This is a genomic window from Streptomyces sp. NBC_00178 (assembly GCF_036206005.1).
Lineage (GTDB): Bacteria > Actinomycetota > Actinomycetes > Streptomycetales > Streptomycetaceae > Streptomyces.
Genome location: NZ_CP108143.1, coordinates 591884 through 612460, shown reverse-complemented (window position 1 = coordinate 612460; position 20577 = coordinate 591884). Strand labels below are relative to the sequence as shown.

The following is a 20577-nucleotide window of genomic DNA, read 5'->3' as shown; positions in this document are numbered from 1 at the left end:
CGAACAGGCGGGAGGCGTGCCGTGGTCAGAGGGCTCCGGCGCCCGTCGGCGGCGCGCACGCCACCACTGCCGGGGACCGATCCGGACGAAAGGACGGCAGGTGCCTCCCGGATCGGGAACCCGGCGCTCGGACTGTGGCTCGTCCTGCTGACCGCCGCCGTCGTGAGCATCGACGCCTTCACGGGGCAAGAACTGCCGCTCATCCCGCTGCTCGTGGTACTGCCGGCACTGGCCTCCGTGTTCTGTTCGGTCCGGCAGACGAGCTTCGTCGCGGTCTGGGTCACGCTGGTGGTCGTCGGGTCCCGCATCACGATGGCCGGCGCCTTCTGGGACGTGCTGTTCCTCATCGGCTTCACCGCCCTGGCCAGCGGTCTCGGAGTCGTCGCGTGCGCCGCCCGCATCCGGCACGCCACCGAGATGGCACGCCTGCGCTCGGCCACCGTCGCACTCCAGCGCCAGATCCTGCGCCCCCTCCCGGTCACGACGGCGCAGGTCTGTGTCCACGGGCTCTACGAGCCGATCGAGGAGGACCGGTTCGTCGGCGGCGACATCTACGAGGTGGTGCACTCCTCGCACGGAACCCGGGTGATCATCGGTGATGTGCAGGGCAAGGGCCTCCCGGCGATCGGCGCGGGATTCGCCGCCCTCGGCGCCTTCCGGGAAGCAGCCGTCCGGGAGCCGGAGCTCACCGCGGTCGCGGACGCGGTCGAGGACGCCGTCGTGCGGCACAACGCCTACTCCGCCGAGACCGGCGAGACGGAACGCTTCGTCACCGCGCTGCTGCTCGGCTTCGACGGCGGCGACAAGGTGCGGGTCGTCAACTGCGGCCACATGCTGCCGCGGCTCCTGCGCGACGGGACGGCCTCCGTCGTCCCTCTGGACCGGACGTCGGTACCCCTCGGCATGGCGGAACTCAGCAGCGAGGAACGGACGGCCGAGTGGGTCGCGTTCCCACCGGGCGCGACCCTGCTCGTACTCACCGACGGCGTGACGGAGGCGAGGGACGCCACCGGCGCCTTCTACCCGTTCGACGAACGGCTCGGCGAGTGGGCCGGGCGCGAGCCCGCCGAACTCCTCGACGCGCTCCGGGCCGACCTCCAGGAGTTCTCCGGCGGTGTGCGCCGCGACGACGTCGCCGTGCTCGTCATGAGCAGACCACCGGGCGGCGGCGACCCGCCCGCGCCTCCCGGGAGGCAGGAGCGCCCGGCGGCCGGGCCCGGCAGCCCGCGACCTGACGATCGCCCCCTGCGGGCGGCCCAGGGCGGCGCGCGACCCGCCGATCCTGAGCCGGGCCCGCGCCACCCTTGACGCGGGCGCGGTCTGCCGGAACCCTCATGGGAGCGCTCCCGCACCCGCGAATGGGAGCGCTCCCGCACGTTCGTCGCGACCGAGGATGGACACCCATGCGCACCCGAGCCACCCTGTTAAGAGCCCTGCCGCTCGCCTGTGCCGCGGCTCTGCTGCTCGCCGGCCGGCCGGCCGCCGCCGGCCACGCGAACGCCCGGCCCGCCGACGGCGACGCGACCCGCACGGAAGCCCGCGACACCCGTTTCTACACGCCGGAGGCCAACCCCGGCGCGTACACCCAGGCCCTGGGCCTCGTGCGGGACGGCCGGCTCCGGGACGCGGCCGGGATCGTGTCCATGGCCCGCACGCCGCACGCCGTCTGGTTCGGCGACCAGAGCCCCGGCGTCGTCGAGAAAGAGGCGAGGCGCGTGGTGCGCGAGGCGGCCGGACAGCGCTCCGTGCCGGTCTTCGCGCTCTACGACATTCCCGGGCGGGACTGCGCCAACTACTCGGCCGGCGGTGCGTCCACGACCGCCGAGTACCGGGAGTGGATCGACGCGGTCGCCCGGGGGATCGGCGGCCACGAGGCGCTGGTCGTCCTGGAACCGGACTCCCTCGCCCTGCTTCCCGCCGACTGCGGCCAGGACGACGCCGAGGGCACGAAGACCGCGGCCCGCTACACCGAGGTGAATCACGCCGTCGACACCCTCGAACCGCTCGCCCGCACGAAGGTCTACCTCGACACCGGTCACCAGGGCTGGCACTCGGTGAACAGCATCGTGCCCCGCCTCCTGAAGGGCGGCGTGGAGCGGGCCACGGGCTTCTTCACCAACGCCTCCAACTACCGGACCGAGGAGGCCGGCTCCTGGTACGGAACTCTCATCTCGTCCTGTCTCGCATACGTGGACAAGGGGGGTGCCGGCGCGGACTGCCCCGACCAGTGGTGGCCCCGAGCGGACGCCCGGGCCTGGCTGGACGCCCACGTCGACGCCGACCCCGCCCGCATGAAGCACTTCGTCACGGACAGCAGCCGAAACGGCCGGGGCCCCTGGACGGCGCCCGCCGGCAAGTACACCGATCCGCAGGAATGGTGCAACCCGCCCGGCCGTGGTCTGGGTGCGCGTCCCACCACCCGCACCGGCGACCCGCTCCACGACGCCCGGCTGTGGATCAAGATCCCCGGAGAGTCCGACGGCCTCTGCCTGCGCGGTACGCAGGGCCCGCAGGACCCGGAGCGCCGGACGACCGACCCGGCGGCGGGTGCCTGGTTCCCCGAACAGGCCCTGGAACTGGTCAGGTTCGCCCAGCCCCCCTGCGCTGACGGCTCCGGGCGGCGACCGCGGACACACCGCCGGCCGCCGCCCTTCCCGCCGTCCCGAGCGCGGCGCGCCCGGTGACGTGGCTCCCCCCACGCCGCCGGGCGCGCCCGTGCGTCTTCGAGGAGCGCACGGCGCCCGGGAGAACCCCCGGGCGTAAACCCTTCGCCCGGCCCGCCCCGCACGGTTACGGTGGACGCCATGGGCAGGCACTACTTCTTCCTCTGATTCCGGCCGGGACGCCGCCGGGCGACGCCGCGTGCTCCGCGCGGGGTGCGCAGCCGGCCGCGTTCCTCCCCGCCGTCCGGCAGTCCGGTCCGGCGGCGCGCACCGCCCCCGACGGCCCTGCGTGCGCCGGAACACGTCACTTCAGGGAAAGCACCCATGCATCCGCAGCCCCGTCATGCCCAGCTGGCCGTGCACGACGTCTTCAAGGCGTACGGCGACCGGCGCGTCCTCGACCAGGTGTCCTTCACGATCCGGCCGGGGGAGAAGGCCGGTGTCATCGGCGAGAACGGGTCCGGCAAGTCCACACTGCTGCGGCTCCTCGCCGGAGCGGAGGCCCCGGACACCGGTGACATCACCGTCCGTTTCCCCGGCGGCACCGGCCACCTCACCCAGACCCTCGCCCTCGGTCCCCGGCGGACGGTGCAGGACGCCGTGGACGCGGCGCTCGCCGAACTCCGGACGCTGGAAGCGCTGATCTCCGCGGCGGAGAAGGCCATGTCCGACGGCGATCCGGACGAGTCGCGCCTCACCGAGTACGGAGACCTGCTGAACCGGTACGAGGAGCGCGGCGGTTACCAGGCGGACGCCAGGACCGACGCGGCCCTGCACGGGCTCGGCCTCGGCGCCCTCACGCGGGACCGGGAGCTGGGCACGCTGTCCGGTGGCGAACAGGCCCGGCTCGCCCTGGCCTGCGTACTCGCCGCGGCGCCCGAACTCCTCCTGCTCGACGAACCCACCAACCACCTCGACGCCGCCGCCGTCGGCTGGCTCGAGGAACACCTCCGCGCACACACCGGGACCGTCGTCGCCGTCACCCACGACCGCGCGTTCCTGGAGCGGACCACCACCGTGATCCTTGAGGTCGACCGCGAGCTGCGCACCGTACGGCGGTACGGCGACGGCTGGGACGGCTACCGGACGGCGAAGGCCGCCGCCCGGCGCCGCTGGGCCCAGGAGCACCAGGAGTGGCTCGACGAACTCGTCCGCACCGAGGCGCTGGTGGACGCCGCCGGGCAGCGCCTCACCGGCAGCGGCAAGGACCCCGGCGAGGGTTTCGGCAAGCACCGCAGGTCCCACGAGGCCAAGCTCTCGGGGCGGGTCAGGGCCGCCAGGACCCGGCTGGAAACGCTGCGCCGCTCCCCGGTACCCGCGCCTCCCCGTCCGCTGAGCTTCACCGCGGACCTCGCCACCGCGGGCACGGCCCCGGCGGCCGCCCCGGACCCGGGCCACGGCCTCGTGGCGGAGCTGGAGTCGGTCGTCGTGACCGGCCGGCTGGACCTGCCCTCACTGCGCCTGGGGCGAGGGCAGCGCCTGCTGGTCACCGGGCCGAACGGTGCGGGCAAGACGACGCTCCTGCGCCTCCTGGCCGGCGACCTCGTACCCGACGCCGGGACGGTCCGGCGCCGGGGCAGGACCGGCTACCTCCCGCAGGAACTCCCCGCGCGTCCCACGCGCCGTACGCTGCTCGCCACCTTCGCCGCGGGACGGCCGGGGGTCCCGGACGAGTACGCCGGCGAACTCCTGGACCTCGGCCTGTTCCGCCCGGAGGACCTGCCGGTCCCGGTCGCGGACCTCTCCGTCGGACAGCAGCGCAGGCTGGCCCTGGCCCGGCTGGCCGTCCGCCCGGCGGATCTCCTGGTCCTGGACGAGCCGACGAACCACCTCGCGCCCGACCTGGCGGAGGAGCTCGAGACCGCGCTCGAGCGGTACACGGGAGCGGTCGTCGTCGTCTCGCACGACCGCAGCTTCCGGGGCCGATTCGCGGGCGACCACCTCGAACTCCGCGCGGGCCGCGTCGTTCCGGGCGCGGCGCGGTCCGGCGCCCGCTGACCGGCTACGCCTCCGCGGGCGCCCGCCCCTCCCGGACGTGGTCACGCAGACGTTCGACGAAGACCCGCTGCCCCGCGACCAGGCGCTCCGAGGCCTCCTCCGGTGTGCACCAGGCGAACCGGTCCATCTCCGGGAACTCCTGCCGCACACCGGAGCCCTTGGGCCATTCCATGGTGAAGGTCCCCGGCACGGCCCGGGCCGGGTCGAGCCACGCCTCCACGGCCCACACGTGCACCCTCTTGCCGCCGGCCTGGAGGTTCTCGCCCAGCGCCACCCACGCCCCGTCCGGGAGCGGAAGTCCCAGCTCCTCCTCGAACTCCCGGCGAGCCGCGGCCCGCAGTTCCTCGCCGGGTTCGGGCTCACCCTTGGGGACGGACCACGCGCCGCTCTCACGGTGCGCCCAGAAGGGGCCGCCCATGTGGCCGATCAGCACCTCGGCGTCCCGGCCGCCGTCCTCGCCGGTCACGACCCGGAAGAGCAGGACCCCGGCACTGCGCCTGACTGTCGTCATGGCGTCAGTCTGCCCGCGTGCCACCTCTGCCGGGGACCCGGACACCCCGCCGCCGTGGCATCACCCCTTCGGCGCACGCCGTTCCTCCTGATGTCCCTGTTGTCCTCTGGTGCGGGCCGACGCGTCCGGCCATGCTGTCGGCCGACAGCGCTTTCTGTGCGCAATCCGTTCCGTATCAGGAGGATTTGTGGGCCTTGCCACACTCCGCGGCGCCCTGCGGCCCCTCGTGCTGCTGGCGACCGTGTCGGCGACGGCGTGGGGAGCCGTCGCACCGGCGGCCGCCGACCCCGGTCCCGACCCCCGCCCGTACACCGCCGCCGAAATCCTCCGGCCCGTCGCGCCACCGCCCGCCAGTGGTCCGTCCGGCAGGCCGGGAGCCGTCGTCGACCGCGACGGGATCGAGACGGCCCGCGCCTCCCGGCCCATCGCCCCTGGAGTCCGGCTGGACTCGTACGACCGCCTGGAGTCCGACAAGTGGCTGAGGGTCGACTCCCTCTCGGTCGACCTGGACGGCGGCGTGCGGGCCGACTACCTGTCCACCGGCAGGGTCGCCGACCGGCGGACGGTCTCCGAGCTCGCGGCCGGGCACGATCCGGGGCGGGGGCGCCGTACCGTCGCGGCGGTCAACGCCGACTTCTTCGACATCAACCAGACGGGGGCACCCCAGGGCCCGGGGATCAAGGACGGCCTGACGGTCCATTCGCCGGCACCGGGGACCAACCGGGCGGTCGGCATCGGGCCGGAGAACGCCGGCCGCGTCCTCGAGCTGTACTTCGAGGGCACCCTCACCCTGCCGTCGGGCACCCACCCGCTCGCCGCCTACAACGCGGCGAACGTCCCCGCCCAGGGGGTGGGTGCCTACACCTCGGCCTGGGGCGCCGCCCACCGGGCCCTGACGGTCGACGACGCGCGGCCCGTCACCGAAGTCGCCGTACGCGACGGCAAGGTCGCCTCCGTGTCCAGCACCCCCGGCTCGGGGTCCGTGCCCGAGGACACCGTCGTGCTCGTCGGCCGCGAGGCCGGGGCGGACCTGCTCTCGGCCCTGGAGCCGGGTGACCCGGTGGGCATCGAGTACCGTGCCCGGACCGACGACGGCCCGGTCCCGCGCACGGCGGTCGGCGGCAGGGAACTGCTCGTCGCCGACGGGGTCTCCCAGAACCACGACGGTGAGGGCAACAACACCGCGGCGCCCCGGACGGCCGTCGGCTTCTCCAAGGACGGCCGGACCATGCAGGTCCTCACCGTCGACGGCCGCCAGGCCGACAGCGGCGGCGTCACCCTCACCGAACTCGGCGAGATGATGCGCCGCGCCGGATCCCACAGCGCGCTGAACCTCGACGGCGGCGGCTCCTCCACCCTCGTCGCCCGGGAACCGGGCAGCGACGCACTCCAGGTCGAGAACAGCCCCTCCGACGGCAGCGAGCGCACCGTCCCCAACGGCCTCGCGCTCACGGCCCCCCACGGCAGCGGCAGGCTCCACGGCTTCTGGCTGGAGACCCGCACGCCGGCCGGGGTCGCTCCCGGGGACGACCCCGTCGCCGGAGGGCACCCCGAGCGGGTCTTCCCGGGCCTGACGAGGCGGCTGACCGCCGCCGGATACGACGAGACGTACGGCCCGGCCGCCGGCACCCCGCACTGGAGGGTCGTGGACCCGTCCGTCGGAAGCGTCGACCGGCAGGGCACCTTCACCGCCCGGCGCAGCGGAAGCACCGGCGTACGGGCCGAACGGGCGGGAGCCCACGGCGGGACGAGCCTCACGGTCCTCGACCGCCTGACCCGCGTGACACCGACCACGGCACGGGTCGGGCTCGCGGACGCGCGGGCCACCGGCCGGTTCGGCGTCGTCGGATTCGACGCCCACGGGGCGAGCGCCCCCGTGGAGCCGGCCGACGTCACCCTCGACTACGACCGCGCGCTGTTCGAGATCGCCGACGACGGACGCGGATCCTTCACCGTGAGGTCGCGCCCCGGAGCCGGAGCGGGGCTGGTCAAGGCCACCGTGGGCGGCGCGCACGCCACGATCGCCGTGAGCGTCGGCCTCACCGAACAGGCCGTCTCGGCCTTCGACGACGCCGGGACCTGGAAGTTCAGCCAGGCACGCGCGGACGGCGCGCTCGCCGCCACACCCGAGGGGCACACGGGCACGGGCCTGCGCCTCACCTACGACTTCACCCGGTCGACGGCGACCCGCGCGGCCTACGCGGCGCCGCCGCAACCCGTCCCCGTACCGGGGCAGCCCCAGTCGTACACGCTCTGGATCAATGGGGACGGGAACGGCGCCTGGCCCACGCTGCACCTGAAGGACGCCGCGGGGTCGGACCAACTGCTCCGGGGGCCGTACATCACCTGGACCGGCTGGCGGCAGGTCACCTTCGCCGTACCGCCGGGCGTGGCGATGCCGCTGTCGGTCCACCGGTTCTACCTCGCCGAGACCGCAGCCGCACGGCAGTACACGGGCGAGATCGTCGTCGACGACCTGACCGCGCAGGTGCCACCGACGGTCGAGGTTCCCGAACAGGCCGTGTCCGCCGACCCGTTGATCGACACGGCTGCGGTGACCGGACGCCGGGACTGGCGCTTCGCGGTCATGTCCGACGCGCAGTTCGTCGCCCGGGACCCCGACAGCGCGATCGTCCGGCAGGCCCGGCGCACCCTCCGGGAGATCAGGGCCGCCCGGCCGGACTTCCTGGTGGTCAACGGGGACCTCGTCGACGAGGGGTCACCCGCCGATCTCGCCTTCGCACGGCGGGTATTGGAGGAGGAACTCGGCGACGCGCTGCCCTGGTACTACGTGCCGGGCAACCACGAGGTGATGGGCGGCACGATCGACGACTTCACGGCCGTGTTCGGCCCGGCCGGCCGGACCTTCGACCACGAGGGCACCCGGGTGATCACCCTCGACACCTCCAGCCTCGGACTGCGCGGCGGTGGTCTCGCCCAGATCAAGGAGCTCCGGGCCCAGCTGGACGCGGCGGCCGAGGACCGCTCCGTCGGCTCCGTGATGCTGATCGAGCACGTGCCGCCGCGCGACCCGACGCCCCAGCAGGGCAGCCGGCTCACCGACCGCAAGGAGGCCGCCCTGGTCGAACAGTGGCTCGCCGACTTCCGGCGTACGACCGGCAAGGGCGCGGCGATGATCGGCAGCCACGTCGGGGTGTTCCACGCCTCGCGCGTCGACGGGGTTCCGTACCTGGTCAACGGCAACTCGGGCAAGGCGCCCGCCGGGCCCGCGGACGAGGGCGGCTTCACCGGGTGGTCCCTGATCGGAGCCGACCGGGTCCCGGCCGGCGAACAGCGCCGGGCCCGCGAACAGCCCTGGCGCGGCGGGCCCGACTGGGTGTCCGTGCAGACACGCGCCCACGTCGACGCGTTGTCCCTCGACGCGCCCGCGGAGCTCGTGGCGGGGGAGCGCGCGCAGGTCACCGCGAGCGTCACCCAGGGCGCGCGCACCGTGCCGGCGGCCTTCCCCCTCAGCGTCGACTGGACCGGTTCGCCCGACGTCCACATCGGCGGAGCCGGAACCGCCGGACGGCGTCACGTCGCGGCACTGGACCCGCGGACGGGCACGCTCACCGCACTCCGGCCCGGCTCGGTCACCCTCGGCGTGACCGTCAACGGCACCTCGCGGCAGATCCGGGTCACCGTCACGGCCGGGGCGGTGGCGCCCGCGGCCTGACGCGTCACCCCCTCGCGCACCCACCGCGCGGGACCGGAAAGCTCCTGTTCCCCGCCGCCCCCTGGGGAGCGGCGGGGAACAGGAGCTCAGGGCCTCCCGCCGCTCACGTCTTCCGGTAGCCGTACGCGTCCGAGGCCGCGGCCTCCACGGCGTCCAGATCGCCGCCCGCGGAGGCCGTCACCAGCGCGGCCACCGCGCCCTCGACGAACGGTGCGTCCACCAGCCTTGCCCCGGCGGGCAGTTCATCTCCGTCGGCCAGCATCGACTTCACCGTCAGCACCGCGCTCCCGAGGTCCACCAGGAGCGCCACACCGGCGCCTCGGTCCACGCTCCGGGCCGCCGCGGCGATCAGCTCCGGACTCGTCCCCAGCCCCCCGGCGGACGTGCCTCCCGCCGCCGCCACCGGAGCCGTCGCACCGCCGGCCGCCAGCCCTCCAGCCAGCTCCGCCACGGCATCCGCCACCGGCCCGCTGTGCGAGACCAGCACGATTCCGACCTGATTCTCCCCGGTCACGCGCCACCCCCGTCGCCGCCGGCCGCGGCCTCCACGAGCGCCCCGACCAGGAGCGCCGCCGACGTCGCCCCCGGATCCTGGTGCCCGATGCTGCGCTCACCCAGATAGCTGGCCCTGCCCTTGCGCGCCTGCAGGGGAACCGTCGCCGACGCACCGGCCACGGCCGCGTCGTGGGCCTCCTCGAACGAGTCGGCCAGGACCTCGACGGCGGGGAGCAGCGCGTCGAGCATCGTCTTGTCACCGGCCTGGGCCCCGCCGAGCTGCGCCACCGCCGCGACCCCCGCGCCGAATGCCTCGGCGAGTCCGGCGGGCGACACCTCCCGGGCGTCGCCCAGCGCCTTCCCGGTGCGGCGCAGCAGGGTCCCGTACAGCGGCCCGGACGCCCCGCCGACCGTCGAGATCAGCTGACGTCCGGCCAGCGCGAGCACCGCACCGGGCGTCTCGGGCGGCTCGTTCTCCAGCGCGTCGCGCACCGCGCTGAAACCGCGCCGCATGTTGCTGCCGTGATCGGCGTCCCCGATCGCGGCGTCGAGCTCGGTCAGCCGGTCCGCCTCGCGGTCCACGGCTGCCGCGGTGGCCGTCATCCAGCGACGGAAGAAGTCGGTGTCGAGCACAAGATCTCCTGTTCCTCACACGGACCGACGGAGGTTCGTTCACCGGCCCCAGCGGAGCGCGGGCGTCTGTACCGGCGCGTCCCAGAGCCGTACCAGCTCCTCGTCCGCCTGACAGACGGTCACCGAACAGCCCGCCATGTCGAGCGACGTCACGTAGTTCCCCACCAGGGTACGAGCCACCGTCACACCCCGCTCGGACAGCACCCGCTGCACCTCGGCATTGAACCCGTACAGCTCCAGCAGCGGCGTCGAGCCGAGACCGTTGACCAGGACGAGCACGGGGCCGGCCGGCCGCAGGTCCTCCAGCACCGCGTCGACCGAGAAGTCGGCGATCTCGCGCGAGGTCATCATGGCGCGCCGCTCACGTCCGGGCTCGCCGTGGATGCCGATGCCCAACTCCAGCTCGCCCGGCGGGAGATCGAACGTCGGGGTGCCCTTCGCCGGAGTGGTGACCGAGCTGAGCGCGACCCCGAAACTCCGCGAGGACTCGTTCACCCGGCGCGCCACCGCCTCCACCTGCTCCAGCGGCGCTCCCTCGTCGGCGAGCGCGCCGGCGATCTTCTCCACGAAGAGCGTCGCCCCGGTGCCCCGGCGGCCCGCGGTGAAGGTGCTGTCGGACACCGCGACGTCGTCGTCCACGAGCACCCGGGCGACCCGCACACCCTCGTCCTCGGCGAGTTCGGCCGCCATGTCGAAGTTCAGGACGTCACCGGTGTAGTTCTTCACGATGAACAGCACCCCCGCCCCGCTGTCGACCGCCGCCGCCGCTTGCACCATCTGGTCGGGCACCGGGGACGTGAACACCTCTCCCGGGCAGGCCGCGGAGAGCATTCCGGGACCGACGAATCCCGCGTGCAGCGGCTCGTGTCCGGAGCCGCCGCCGGAGACGAGCCCGACCTTGCCCGCCACCGGCGCGTCGCGCCGGACGACCAGACGCTTCTCGGGGTCCACGACCAGATCCGGGTGGGCGGCGGCCATACCGCGAAGGCCGTCCGCGACGACTGTCTCCGGCACGTTGATGAGCATGCGCAACGGTTCCTCCAGGAGAGAGCGACGGCGGACCGCAGGTGCCCGCCGTCGGCGTGAATCCGATCCTCTTGTCTCAGTGCGTACGGCCCCCAGTATCGAAGAGACCCGTGTGATCGGGAAGCGACGCGTCGGAGGGACACACATCCGAGCCGTCGGAGGGACGTACACGCGCCCGTCTGCGCGCCGACCACCCGCCAGGGGGGCGTCCGGCACGAGCTCCCGCGGTCCTTACGGTCCCGTGACGCGGGCGTGCCGCGCCGCCGCCGCGGTCCGTGCGCGGCCTAGCGTGGCGGCATGCGTGTACTGGTCACCGGCGGAGCCGGTTTCATCGGGTCGTACATCGTCCGGACCCTCGCCTCGGGCGGGCACGAGCCGGTCGTCCTCGACGCCCTGCTCCCCTCGGCGCACGGGCCTGCCGCCCCCGCCACCGGCCAACTTCCACCGGGGGTCCGGACGATCGTCGCGGACGTCCGGGACGGGGAGGCCGTGGCCCGTGCGCTGTCCGGCATCGACGCCGTGTGCCACCAGGCGGCGATGGTGGGCCTCGGCAAGGACTTCGCCGACGCGCCGGAGTACGTCGGCTGCAACGACCTGGGCACCGCGGTGCTCCTCGCCGGCATGGCGGCGGCAGGGGTCCGGGACCTGGTGCTCGCGGGGTCCATGGTGGTCTACGGCGAGGGACGGTACGACTGCCCCCGGCACGGTTCGGTCAGGCCGGGCCCCAGGGCGCCGGACGACCTCGACGCCGGACGGTTCGAGCCCCGCTGTCCCTCCTGCGGCTCGGAACTGCTGCCCGGCCTGGTCACCGAGGAAGCCCCCACCGACCCCCGCAACGTGTACGCGGCCACCAAGCTCGCGCAGGAACACCTCGCCGCCGCGTGGACCCGGGCGACGGGCGGCCGGGCGGTGGCGCTGCGCTACCACAACGTGTACGGCCCGGGGATGCCGCGCGACACCCCGTACGCCGGTGTCGCGTCCTTCTTCCGGTCGGCCCTGGCCCGGGGAGAGGCGCCCCGGGTCTTCGAGGACGGCGGCCAGCGGCGCGACTTCGTCCACGTACGGGACGTCGCGGCGGCCAACGCCGTGGCCCTCGCGGCACTGGCCGAGCGGGCGCCGGGCACCTTCGACGCCTACAACACCGGCAGTGGCACCCCGCGCACCATCGGCGAGATGGCCCGGGCGCTGTCGGCGGCCCACGGAGGGCCCGATCCCGTCGTCACCGGGGAGTACCGGCTCGGGGACGTCCGCCACGTGACCGCCGATTCGCGGCGCCTGCGCGAGGAGCTGGGCTGGAAGCCCGAGACGGACTTCGCCGCGGGGATGCGGGAGTTCGCCACGGCACCCCTGCGCCCCGCCACGGGACCGCGGAGCTAGCCCCCGGGCCGCCGCCCCGCCGCACGGGCGGCCCGCAAGCCCTCAGCCCGGGGCGGCGGGCAGGGTGACCTCGAAGCAGCAGCCGCCCGCCACGTTCCGGACACCGGCGCGGCCGGAGTGCGCCTCGACGATCCCGCGGACGATCGCGAGCCCGAGGCCCGCCCCCGACGGAGGGGTGCGGGCCGGGCTGCCCCGCCACCCCGTGTCGAACACCCGCGCGAGATCCGCCTCGGGGATCCCGCCGCACCCGTCGGTCACGGAGAGCACGAGACCCTCGGGTGAGCGCTGCGCGGCCACCGCCACCGTCCCGTCGGCCGGGGTCAGCCTGATCGCGTTGATCAGGAGGTTGCCCATGACCCGTCCCATCTCCTTGCTGTCGACCTCCACCGGCACCGCTTCGACCCGGCCCCCGACGAGGCGGACCCCGTGTTCGCGGGCCAGCGGACCGGCGCCGGCCAGCGCGTCGCCGACCAGGTCGTGTGCGGACACCCGGGTGGGAGCCAGGGTGAGCGATCCGGCGTGGATCCGGGAGAGCTCGAAGAGATCCCCGACCATGCCGTTCATGCGCTCCACCTCGCGGCGTATCTGCCGCAGGTAGCGGCCGGCGTCCGGTGCCATACCGTCCTCCAGGGCCTCCGACATGGCGCGCAGCCCGGTCAGCGGGGTCCGCAGGTCGTGCGAGATCCACGCGACGAGCTCCCGGCGCGATGTCTCCAGGGCGCGCTCACGCTCCCGGGAGCTCTCGAGCTTGGCGCTGGTGGCCGCGAGTTCGCGCGTCAGCGCGGCGAGTTCCGCCGTCGCCTGCCCCGGCGGTGCGGCGAACGTCCCCCCGTCGCCGAAGGAGCGGGCCGCCAGCGTCAGGTCACGGCTGCTCGCGGCCACTTGGCGGCCCAGCAGGACCGCGGTCGCGAGCGACACCGCGGCGGCCATGGCCACGACGGTCGTCACCACCGTCAGGTCGTGGGGCGACAGGAACATCGCCCAGGCCACGGTCAGGGTCCCGGCCAGCATCGCCGTCACCGCCACCGCGGCGACGACGCTCAGGGAGACCACTAGGGGCCGGTTTCTGAGCAACCGCAGGACCAGGGCCCCGAGCAGCCCGGCCCCGGCGGCGCCGAGGAAGGCGAGGAGCGCGATGAGGAGGAAGTCGGCCATGGGCTCAGTCCCCCGAGGTGTCGTCGCCGGGCAGGTCCATGCGGTATCCCACGCCCCACACCGTGTGGATCAGGCCGGGGCGGGCCGGGTCGGCCTCGACCTTCCCGCGCAGGCGCCGCACGTGGACGGTCACCGTCGACAGATCGCCGAAGTCCCAGCCCCAGACTTCCCGCATCAGCTCCTCGCGGCTGAAGGCCCGGCCCGGATGGCTCAGGAAGAAGGCCAGCAGGTCGAACTCGCGGAGTGTGAGGCAGAGGTCCCTGCCGTCGCGGGTCGCCCGCCGGGCCAGGGGCTCCAGGTCGATCCCGGCTCCGCCGAGCCGGGCGGGGGCGCCGGGTTCCGCGCGCCGGGCCCGGCGCAGCACCGCCTCCACCCGGAGCACGAGTTCGCGCGGGCTGAAGGGCTTGGTCACGTAGTCGTCCGCGCCGGTCTCCAGCCCCAGGATCCGGTCGTCCTCATCACCCCTCGCGGTGAGCATGATGACGGGCACAGGCCCCCGCGCACGCATCCGCCGGCACACCTCGAAGCCGTCCATGCCGGGCAGCATCAGGTCGAGCACCACGAGATCGGGCCGCAGCACCCCGAAACCCTCCAGTGCCGCCGGCCCGTCGCCGGCCCGTCCGACGTCGTAGCCCGCGCGCTCCAGATACCCGGCGGCCACCTCCGCGACGGTCGGATCGTCGTCGACGACGAGCACACGGCCGCGTGACACGCCGTCCGCGCGACCGCTCGGTGACACGCCGCCGGAGTCCGGAGGGGAAGCGATGTTCTGCATGGCGCCACTGTGGCATCAGCGCCCGTCCCGGCGGAGGGTCTCCCCCCCGCCACACGGTCGACGTCCACGTTTCGTAAGAACCCGGAGCCCGGAATGCCGCTTTTGGCTCCGTAGGGTGATCGGCGTGACCGACTACTCACCGGCTGACCCTGCCGCCCCCCTCCGCGCCGACATCGTTCTGCCCTGCCTCGACGAGGCCGCGGCCCTGCCCCGGGTGCTGGCCCGTGTCCCCGAAGGCTGGCGGGCCATCGTCGTCGACAACGGCTCCACCGACGGGTCGGCGGACATCGCCCGCGCGCTCGGTGCGACCGTCGTGCACGAACCGCGCCGCGGATTCGGCTCCGCCTGTCATGCGGGACTGCTCGCGGCCGAGGCGGAGTACGTCTGCTTCTGCGACTGCGACGGCTCGCTCGACCCGGCGCTCCTGACCTCGTTCGTCCGGCGGATCGCCGAGGGCGAGACCGATCTGGTCCTCGGCAGGCGGCGCCCCACGGCCCGCGGCGCATGGCCCCTGCACGCCAGGGCGGGCAACGCCGTCCTGTCCAGGATGCTCCGCCGCCGAACCGGACTGCGACTGCGCGACCTCGGGCCGATGCGGGCCGTACGCAGGGAGTCCCTGCTGGAGCTCGGCCTGACGGACCGTCGCAGCGGCTACCCGCTCCAGATGGTGGTGCGCGCGTCGGACGCCGGACTGCGCGTCTGCGAGACGGACGTGCCGTATCTGCCCCGCACCGGCAAGTCCAAGGTGACCGGCACCTGGCGGGGCACCTGGCACGCGGTCCGGGACATGCGCGCGGTGCTGCGCCAGCCCGCCGCGCGGACCTCGCCCGCCGCCCGTGCGGAGGCGGCCCGATGAGCTCACCGGCACCCGACGGCGCGGCGACGACGCTGCTGGTCATCGCCAAGGAGCCGCTGCCCGGGAGGGTCAAGACCCGGCTCACGCCGCCCTTCAGCCCCGAGGAGGCCGCCGAACTCGCCGCCGCGGCACTCGAGGACACCCTGAGGACCGTGCTCACCCTGCCCGTACGACGACGGGTCCTGGTTCTCGAAGGCCGCCCCGGACCCTGGACGCCCCCGGGCTTCGACGTACTGCCGCAGTGCGCGGGCAGCCTCGACGAGCGCATCGCCGCCGCCTTCGCCACGTGCACCGGTCCCGCACTCCTCATCGGCATGGACACCCCGCAGATCACTCCCGGACTGCTGGCCCCCGCGCTCTCCCCCTCCGGACGGGACGGCTGCGACGCCTGGTTCGGACCGGCCGAGGACGGCGGCTTCTGGGCCCTCGGCCTCGCGGCTCCCGACCCCCGCGCCGTGCGGGGCGTGGTGATGTCCCGCCCCGACACGGGCGCACTCCAGCGGGCCCGTCTGGCGGAACTCGGCCTCACCGTGCGGGACCTGCCCGTGCTGCGCGACGTGGACACGGCCGAGGACGCCGCCCACGTCGCCGCCGCAGCGCCGCACGGATGCTTCGCCCGGACCCACGGGCGACTGAGCCGGGCGGCGGTCCGATGAGCACGGTCCTGCCGCCGGCGGGCCCGGGTTCCGCCCCGTGGGCCACCGCCGATCCGTACGCGCGCGCGTTGAGCGAGGGCCGCGGCCCGCTCTTCCTCCGGCGGAAGGACGGGTGGCTGCTGCCCCTCGACGTCGAACGCTGGTGCGCGGAGGCCGACGCCGCGGACCTGGCCGCCCTGCGCCGCAGCGAGGGCGCGGTCATCGACATCGGCTGCGGCCCCGGCCGTCTGGTCGCCGCCCTGGCCGCGCGCGGACACCGGGCCCTGGGCATCGACGTGAGCGAGGCCGCCATCGGACGCACCCAGCGGATCGGCGGATCGGCGCTCCGCCGCAGCGTGTTCGAGCCGCTGCCCGGCGAAGGACGCTGGGGTACGGCCCTGCTCATCGACGGCAACATCGGCATCGGCGGCGACCCCGGTGCGCTGCTCCGCCGGGTGGCCGCCGTGCTCGCCCCGGGCGGACTGCTCATCACCGAGGCCGCCCCCCACGACGTGGACGAGCGGGTCCAGGTGCGCCTCGACGACGGCCGCGGGCCGGCGGGAGCGGGCCCCCACTTCCCGTGGGCCCGCGTCGGCGTGTCCGCCCTGCTCGGCTACGCCCGGCAGGAGGACTGGAAGCCCGTCGATCAGTGGGAGGACGACGGACGCCCGTTCCTCGCCCTGCGCCGCTCCCGCCGGGTCCGCAATACGAGCCAGAGCGCCGACACCGCGAACAGCGCGGCGGTGATCAGCAGCCAGTTCCCCAGGAACCTGTCCGGGGACAGCCCGCTCGCCGGTTCGTAGCGCACCGCGTGACGGGTGATCAGGGGGAACCACATGAGCAGGAGGAGTCCGGACAGGAGCAGCGGGACGCGTACGAAGTTCACCTGCTCCGGACGCCGCGCGAAGGGGATCCGCAGGGCGCGGTCGGCCGCCGAGTACAGCGGCACCAGGACCAGGTCGTGGACGAACGCGGCGCCCACGAACCACACCAGGATCAACAGGGTGTCCCCGTCGAGCAGGCGCACTCCCGCGTACCCCGCGAGGGCGAGCGACGCGGCCATCAGCAGCAGGTGCAGCGGCCCTTCCCCGTACCAGCGGCGCAGAACGCCCATCACAGCTCCCCGAACGTCAGGCGGGTCACCCATTTGGTGTTCATCACGCCGGGGGCGGCCGGCACGATGACGCGGGCCGGGTAACCGTGATCCGGCGACAGGGCCTCCCCGTTGACACCCAGCGCGAGCAGTGACAGCGGGTCGCGCACCTGGTTCCCCCTGAGCGCCACCGTCCGGAACGGCCCGCTGCGCTGGAGGGACTCGACCAGCACCCCGGGCGGTTCGTCCGGGAATCCGGCGAGTGCGGCGAGGTCGCGCAGCCGCACTCCGCGCCACCACTGGTCGGACGTCGACCAGCCCTCCACGCACGCGATGGGCAGCGCCGCGCTGTGCTGCCCCATCGCCAGCAGCTCGGCCCGGGTCAGCCGGGTCTCCCCGGCCGGGCCGACGACGGTGAGCCGCCAGCGGTCCCCCGTGTCGGCCGGCGTGATGCCCACCTTCGCGGCGGTCTTGTTGATCTGGAACCCGTTGGGCCCCGGCCCCGGCTCGGCCCCGCCGCGCGGGGTCAGCAGGGCGGTGCGCCGCAGCCCGCCGTCGAAGCTCCGGCCGGCGGACGTGACCAGCAGGAGCAGCGACCCCGCCCCCACGACGGCGAGGGCACCACGCCGGGACACGGTCGGCGGGGCGGGATTCGGAGGGGCCAGTCCGTCCTTCTCCCCGACGGGCAGTCCGGCGCGCAGTACCCGCAGCGCCCGGGGGAGTTTCAGGCAGGTGTGGGCCAGGAACGCGGCGATGAAGACCCATGCCCCGTAGAAGTGCAGCGGATAGAAGGAGCCGGGGAACAGGTACTCCAACTGGATGTTCAGCAGTCCGGTGACGAACTCGAAGAGCGCCCCGCCCACGAGCAGCAGCAGCGACAGACGCTCCAGGGCGTGTCCGGCCGACCGCGCCGGCGGCAGCGCGAAGAGCTTCGGCACCACCGACCACAGCTTCGCCAGCAGGACGGGCACGAGGACGATGCCCAGCGTGACGTGGACCCCCTGCGTCAGCCGGTAGAGCCAGTGCGGCCCGGTGGGCCAGTCGAACAGGTAGAACCCGAGCCACCCCTTGTCCGGTGTCTTGTCGTTCACGGCGGCGAGGTCCGGGTTGTACGCGGCGTACGACAGCAGTCCGGTCACGAAGATCAGGGTGATCCCCGCGAGGAGCACCACACCGAGCACGGCCGTGAAGCGGGCCCCGCGCACCGGACTGCGCCAGAACGCGGGCTCGGTCGGAAGCGGGAAACGGGGAGAGGGGAGGTGTGCACGGGCCTGCAGGAGTCTGTCGCGCATGGTGCCGACGGTATGCCGGGTCACCGCCCCCGGGGGCGTGCGACTCCTGACGAAAGTCTGACGTCCGCGCACGCCCCACCGCGGATCTGACGGATCGGTGACGCGGCGGCGTCGCACCGCCCGACGAGGCCCGCCGGTGCGTAGCGTGCGTGCGTGACGACCGAGGAACGCAGTGACCCGATCCGTGCCGCCGATCCCGCCGACTCCACCGTGCCCGCCGTTTCCGCCGTTTCCGCCGTTTCCGCCGTTCCCGCCGTCCCGGCCGCTCCCGCCGGGCGCCGCCGGGACCTGGCGGCCGCCGCGGCGGGAGCGCTCCTGGTGGCGGTGGCCATAGGGGTCGGATGGGTGATCCAGGAGGGCGACGGCAGCCTGCAGGTCCACTGGCCGCCCCTCCTGGCCTCCTGGGACCCGCACATCGGCCCCGGCACCCCTGCCGCCCTGGCCGTGGCCGCCGCCGTCATCGCCTTCGGGCCCCGGGCCGCGGCCCGCATGCCCTGGCGGGGCCTGCTCCTCACCTGCTGGGCCGGCTCGGTGGCCTGGATCCTCTCGCTCGCCCTCATCGAGGGCTGGTACCGCGGCATCGAGCGCCGGCTCACCACCAAGCACGAATACCTGCGCGTGATCGACCGGTTCGACGACATCGGCGCCGCCCTGCGCGGATTCACCGACCACATCGTGATCGGACCGCCCGGCAACTGGCCCGCCCACGTCGCCGGACACCCGCCGGGCGCCACCCTCACGTTCGTCGGGCTGGACCGGGCAGGGCTCGGGGGCGGTGCCTGGGCGGGCATGTGGTGCATCGTGCTCGGGGGATCCGCCGCGGCGGCGGTCATGGTCGCCCTGCGGGCACTGACGGGCGAGGAGCTCGCACGGCGAGCCGCCCCGTTCCTCGTCCTGGCCCCCTTCGCCGTCTGGACGGGGACCTCGGCCGACGGCTACTTCGCCGCCGTCGCGGCCTGGTCCGTGGCGCTGCTGGCCGTCGCCACGACCCGCACGGCCGGGCACCCGGCAGCCGCGGCCCTCGGCTCAGGACTGCTGTTCGGGCTGACCTGCTACCTCAGTTACGGCCTGACGCTCGTCGCGGCCCTCCTGGCGGCGGTCCTCCTGCTCGGGCGTACGGCCCGGCCGCTCGGCCTCCTGGTGCTCGGCGCGCTCGTCGCCCCCGTGGCCTTCACCCTGGCGGGCTTCAACTGGTGGGAGGCCTATCACCTGCTGGTCGAGCGCTACTACCAGGGCGCCGGCGGGACCCGCCCCTACGGCTACTGGGTCTGGGCGAACCTCGCCTGCGCCACGCTCGCGGCGGGATTCGCCACCGTCGCGGGCCTGCGCCGGGCGGTGGTGTCGGTCCCCGCCGCCGTACGCGGTCTGCGCCCCGGCACGCTCACGCACGCTCAGCGTCTGGCATGCGTGACCCTTGCCGCGCTCCTCGCATTGGCCGTCGCGGACCTCTCGGGCATGAGCAAGGCCGAGACGGAACGGATCTGGCAGCCCTTCGTGGTCTGGCTGATCCCCGCCGCCGCTCTGCTTCCGGCCGCCGGCCGGCGGGGCTGGCTGGCGGCGCAGGCCGCCGTCGCCCTGCTGATCAACCATCTGCTGTGGACGGGGTGGTGAGCGGAGAACGGGTGCGTGAGTGTCAGCCCTCCCGCCCGCCGGTGCGGACGAGCCACTCGTCGAAGGTCTCCGAGCCCCTCGGCCCCTGTCCCAGGGGCAACTGACCGTCGCCCCGCATGGCGGCCCCCGCCGCTCCGGGCAGCCACAGGGGCACCACGAGGCGGCGCTCCTGCCTGGCGGCGAGCAGCCTGCGCACCAGGTCCACGAGTTGCTCCACCCGCGGTCCGGCGAGCTCCGGGGCCATCCCCCGCGGGGGAGCGAGGGCCAGTTCCACCAGATGCCGGGCGACCTCCCGGGCCGCCACCGGCCGGGTGGTCATCCGGGGCACCACGGCCAGCCGCCTCGGCATCTGCTGGAGCGTCTGGCCGACGAACTCGTGGAACTGCGTGGCCCGCAGCACGGTCCACGGCACCCGGCCCTCCGCCACGATCTCCTCCTGGCGCAGCTTGCCCGCGTAGTAGCCGTGGGCGACCCGGTCGACGCCGACGATCGACAGCGCCACGTGGTGGCGCACCCCGGCACCCGCGGCCGCGTCCAGCAGGCGGTGGCCGGCCGAGTCGAAGAACCCGACCGCCCTGCGCCTGCTGAGCGTCGTCACGTTGCTCACGTCGACGACCACGTCCACACCGGACAGGGCCCCGTCGAGGCCGGTGCCCCGGACGAGGTCCACCCCGCGTGCCCGGGACAGCACGACCGGCTCGTGTCCCGCGGCCGTCAGTTCGCCGACGACCAGACGTCCCACCAGGCCGGTCCCGCCGGCCACCGCCACCCGCATGCCGTG

Annotated in this window: 17 protein-coding genes; 9 read left to right on the top strand and 8 right to left on the bottom strand. The window is 74.5% G+C overall.

The window, feature by feature from the left end:
* Positions 1-21 precede the first annotated feature (21 nt).
* The 3 genes from OHT61_RS02540 to abc-f all read left to right on the top strand — a co-directional run bounded on the left by OHT61_RS02540 (position 22) and on the right by abc-f (position 4661).
* A complete protein-coding gene (locus OHT61_RS02540; protein WP_329034651.1) occupies positions 22-1308 on the top strand; it encodes a PP2C family protein-serine/threonine phosphatase in 1287 nt (428 codons plus the stop codon).
* Positions 1309-1403: 95 nt separating this feature from the next.
* Complete coding sequence (locus OHT61_RS02535; RefSeq protein ID WP_329034649.1) at positions 1404-2684, top strand: glycoside hydrolase family 6 protein; 1281 nt, start codon at positions 1404-1406, stop codon at positions 2682-2684.
* Between the two features lie 303 nt (positions 2685-2987).
* Positions 2988-4661, top strand: coding sequence for a ribosomal protection-like ABC-F family protein (abc-f, locus tag OHT61_RS02530; protein WP_329034648.1), 1674 nt, complete (start codon positions 2988-2990; stop codon positions 4659-4661).
* 4 nt (positions 4662-4665) lie between these two features.
* Here abc-f and OHT61_RS02525 read toward each other — a convergent pair whose 3' ends face one another.
* Positions 4666-5172 (bottom strand): NUDIX domain-containing protein, encoded by a 507-nt coding sequence (locus OHT61_RS02525; RefSeq protein ID WP_329034647.1) that lies wholly within the window; start codon positions 5170-5172, stop codon positions 4666-4668.
* Positions 5173-5359: 187 nt separating this feature from the next.
* On the opposite strand from OHT61_RS02525, the gene OHT61_RS02520 reads away from it, so the two are divergent.
* Positions 5360-8848, top strand: coding sequence for a phosphodiester glycosidase family protein (locus OHT61_RS02520; RefSeq protein ID WP_329034646.1), 3489 nt, complete (start codon positions 5360-5362; stop codon positions 8846-8848).
* A gap of 103 nt (positions 8849-8951) precedes the next feature.
* Here OHT61_RS02520 and OHT61_RS02515 read toward each other — a convergent pair whose 3' ends face one another.
* Genes OHT61_RS02515 through dhaK form a run of 3 tightly spaced genes read right to left on the bottom strand, consistent with a single transcriptional unit; the run spans position 8952 to position 11002 of the window.
* Entirely contained in the window at positions 8952-9362 is a 411-nt protein-coding gene (locus OHT61_RS02515; protein ID WP_329034644.1) for a PTS-dependent dihydroxyacetone kinase phosphotransferase subunit DhaM, read from the bottom strand.
* Positions 9359-9976, bottom strand: a complete 618-nt coding sequence (gene dhaL, locus OHT61_RS02510; protein ID WP_329034643.1) for a dihydroxyacetone kinase subunit DhaL — start codon at positions 9974-9976, stop codon at positions 9359-9361. Before dhaL ends, OHT61_RS02515 begins: the two co-directional genes overlap by 4 nt.
* Before the next feature lie 39 nt (positions 9977-10015).
* Complete coding sequence (dhaK, locus tag OHT61_RS02505; RefSeq protein ID WP_443049349.1) at positions 10016-11002, bottom strand: dihydroxyacetone kinase subunit DhaK; 987 nt, start codon at positions 11000-11002, stop codon at positions 10016-10018.
* Between the two features lie 297 nt (positions 11003-11299).
* Here dhaK and OHT61_RS02500 point away from each other — a divergent pair, with 297 nt between their 5' ends.
* The gene (locus OHT61_RS02500; protein ID WP_329034639.1) at positions 11300-12379 is read left to right on the top strand and encodes an NAD-dependent epimerase/dehydratase family protein; all 1080 of its coding nucleotides are present in this window, start codon (positions 11300-11302) and stop codon (positions 12377-12379) included.
* A 42-nt stretch (positions 12380-12421) separates the two neighbouring features.
* Here OHT61_RS02500 and OHT61_RS02495 read toward each other — a convergent pair whose 3' ends face one another.
* Together OHT61_RS02495 and OHT61_RS02490 are read right to left on the bottom strand one after the other, a co-directional pair.
* Entirely contained in the window at positions 12422-13534 is a 1113-nt protein-coding gene (locus tag OHT61_RS02495) for a sensor histidine kinase (protein ID WP_329034637.1), read from the bottom strand.
* Positions 13535-13538: 4 nt separating this feature from the next.
* Positions 13539-14309, bottom strand: a complete 771-nt coding sequence (locus OHT61_RS02490; protein WP_329034635.1) for a response regulator transcription factor — start codon at positions 14307-14309, stop codon at positions 13539-13541.
* A 124-nt stretch (positions 14310-14433) separates the two neighbouring features.
* On the opposite strand from OHT61_RS02490, the gene OHT61_RS02485 reads away from it, so the two are divergent.
* From OHT61_RS02485 to OHT61_RS02475, 3 genes are read left to right on the top strand one after another with little or no spacing between them, the layout of a single operon-like run.
* Positions 14434-15165, top strand: a complete 732-nt coding sequence (locus tag OHT61_RS02485) for a glycosyltransferase family 2 protein (RefSeq protein WP_329034634.1) — start codon at positions 14434-14436, stop codon at positions 15163-15165.
* On the top strand, positions 15162-15821 hold the full coding sequence (locus tag OHT61_RS02480) for a TIGR04282 family arsenosugar biosynthesis glycosyltransferase (protein ID WP_329034633.1): 660 nt from the start codon (positions 15162-15164) through the stop codon (positions 15819-15821). Before OHT61_RS02485 ends, OHT61_RS02480 begins: the two co-directional genes overlap by 4 nt.
* Complete coding sequence (locus tag OHT61_RS02475; protein ID WP_329034631.1) at positions 15818-16603, top strand: class I SAM-dependent methyltransferase; 786 nt, start codon at positions 15818-15820, stop codon at positions 16601-16603. The genes OHT61_RS02480 and OHT61_RS02475 overlap by 4 nt, the downstream gene beginning before the upstream one ends.
* 310 nt (positions 16604-16913) lie before the next feature.
* On the opposite strand, the gene OHT61_RS02470 is transcribed toward OHT61_RS02475, so the two are convergent.
* Entirely contained in the window at positions 16914-18185 is a 1272-nt protein-coding gene (locus tag OHT61_RS02470) for a molybdopterin-dependent oxidoreductase (protein WP_329034629.1), read from the bottom strand.
* 153 nt (positions 18186-18338) lie between these two features.
* Here OHT61_RS02470 and OHT61_RS02465 point away from each other — a divergent pair, with 153 nt between their 5' ends.
* Entirely contained in the window at positions 18339-19796 is a 1458-nt protein-coding gene (locus tag OHT61_RS02465) for a hypothetical protein (RefSeq protein WP_329034627.1), read from the top strand.
* 22 nt (positions 19797-19818) lie between these two features.
* On the opposite strand, the gene OHT61_RS02460 is transcribed toward OHT61_RS02465, so the two are convergent.
* Entirely contained in the window at positions 19819-20571 is a 753-nt protein-coding gene (locus tag OHT61_RS02460; RefSeq protein WP_329034625.1) for an SDR family oxidoreductase, read from the bottom strand.
* Positions 20572-20577 lie beyond the last annotated feature (6 nt).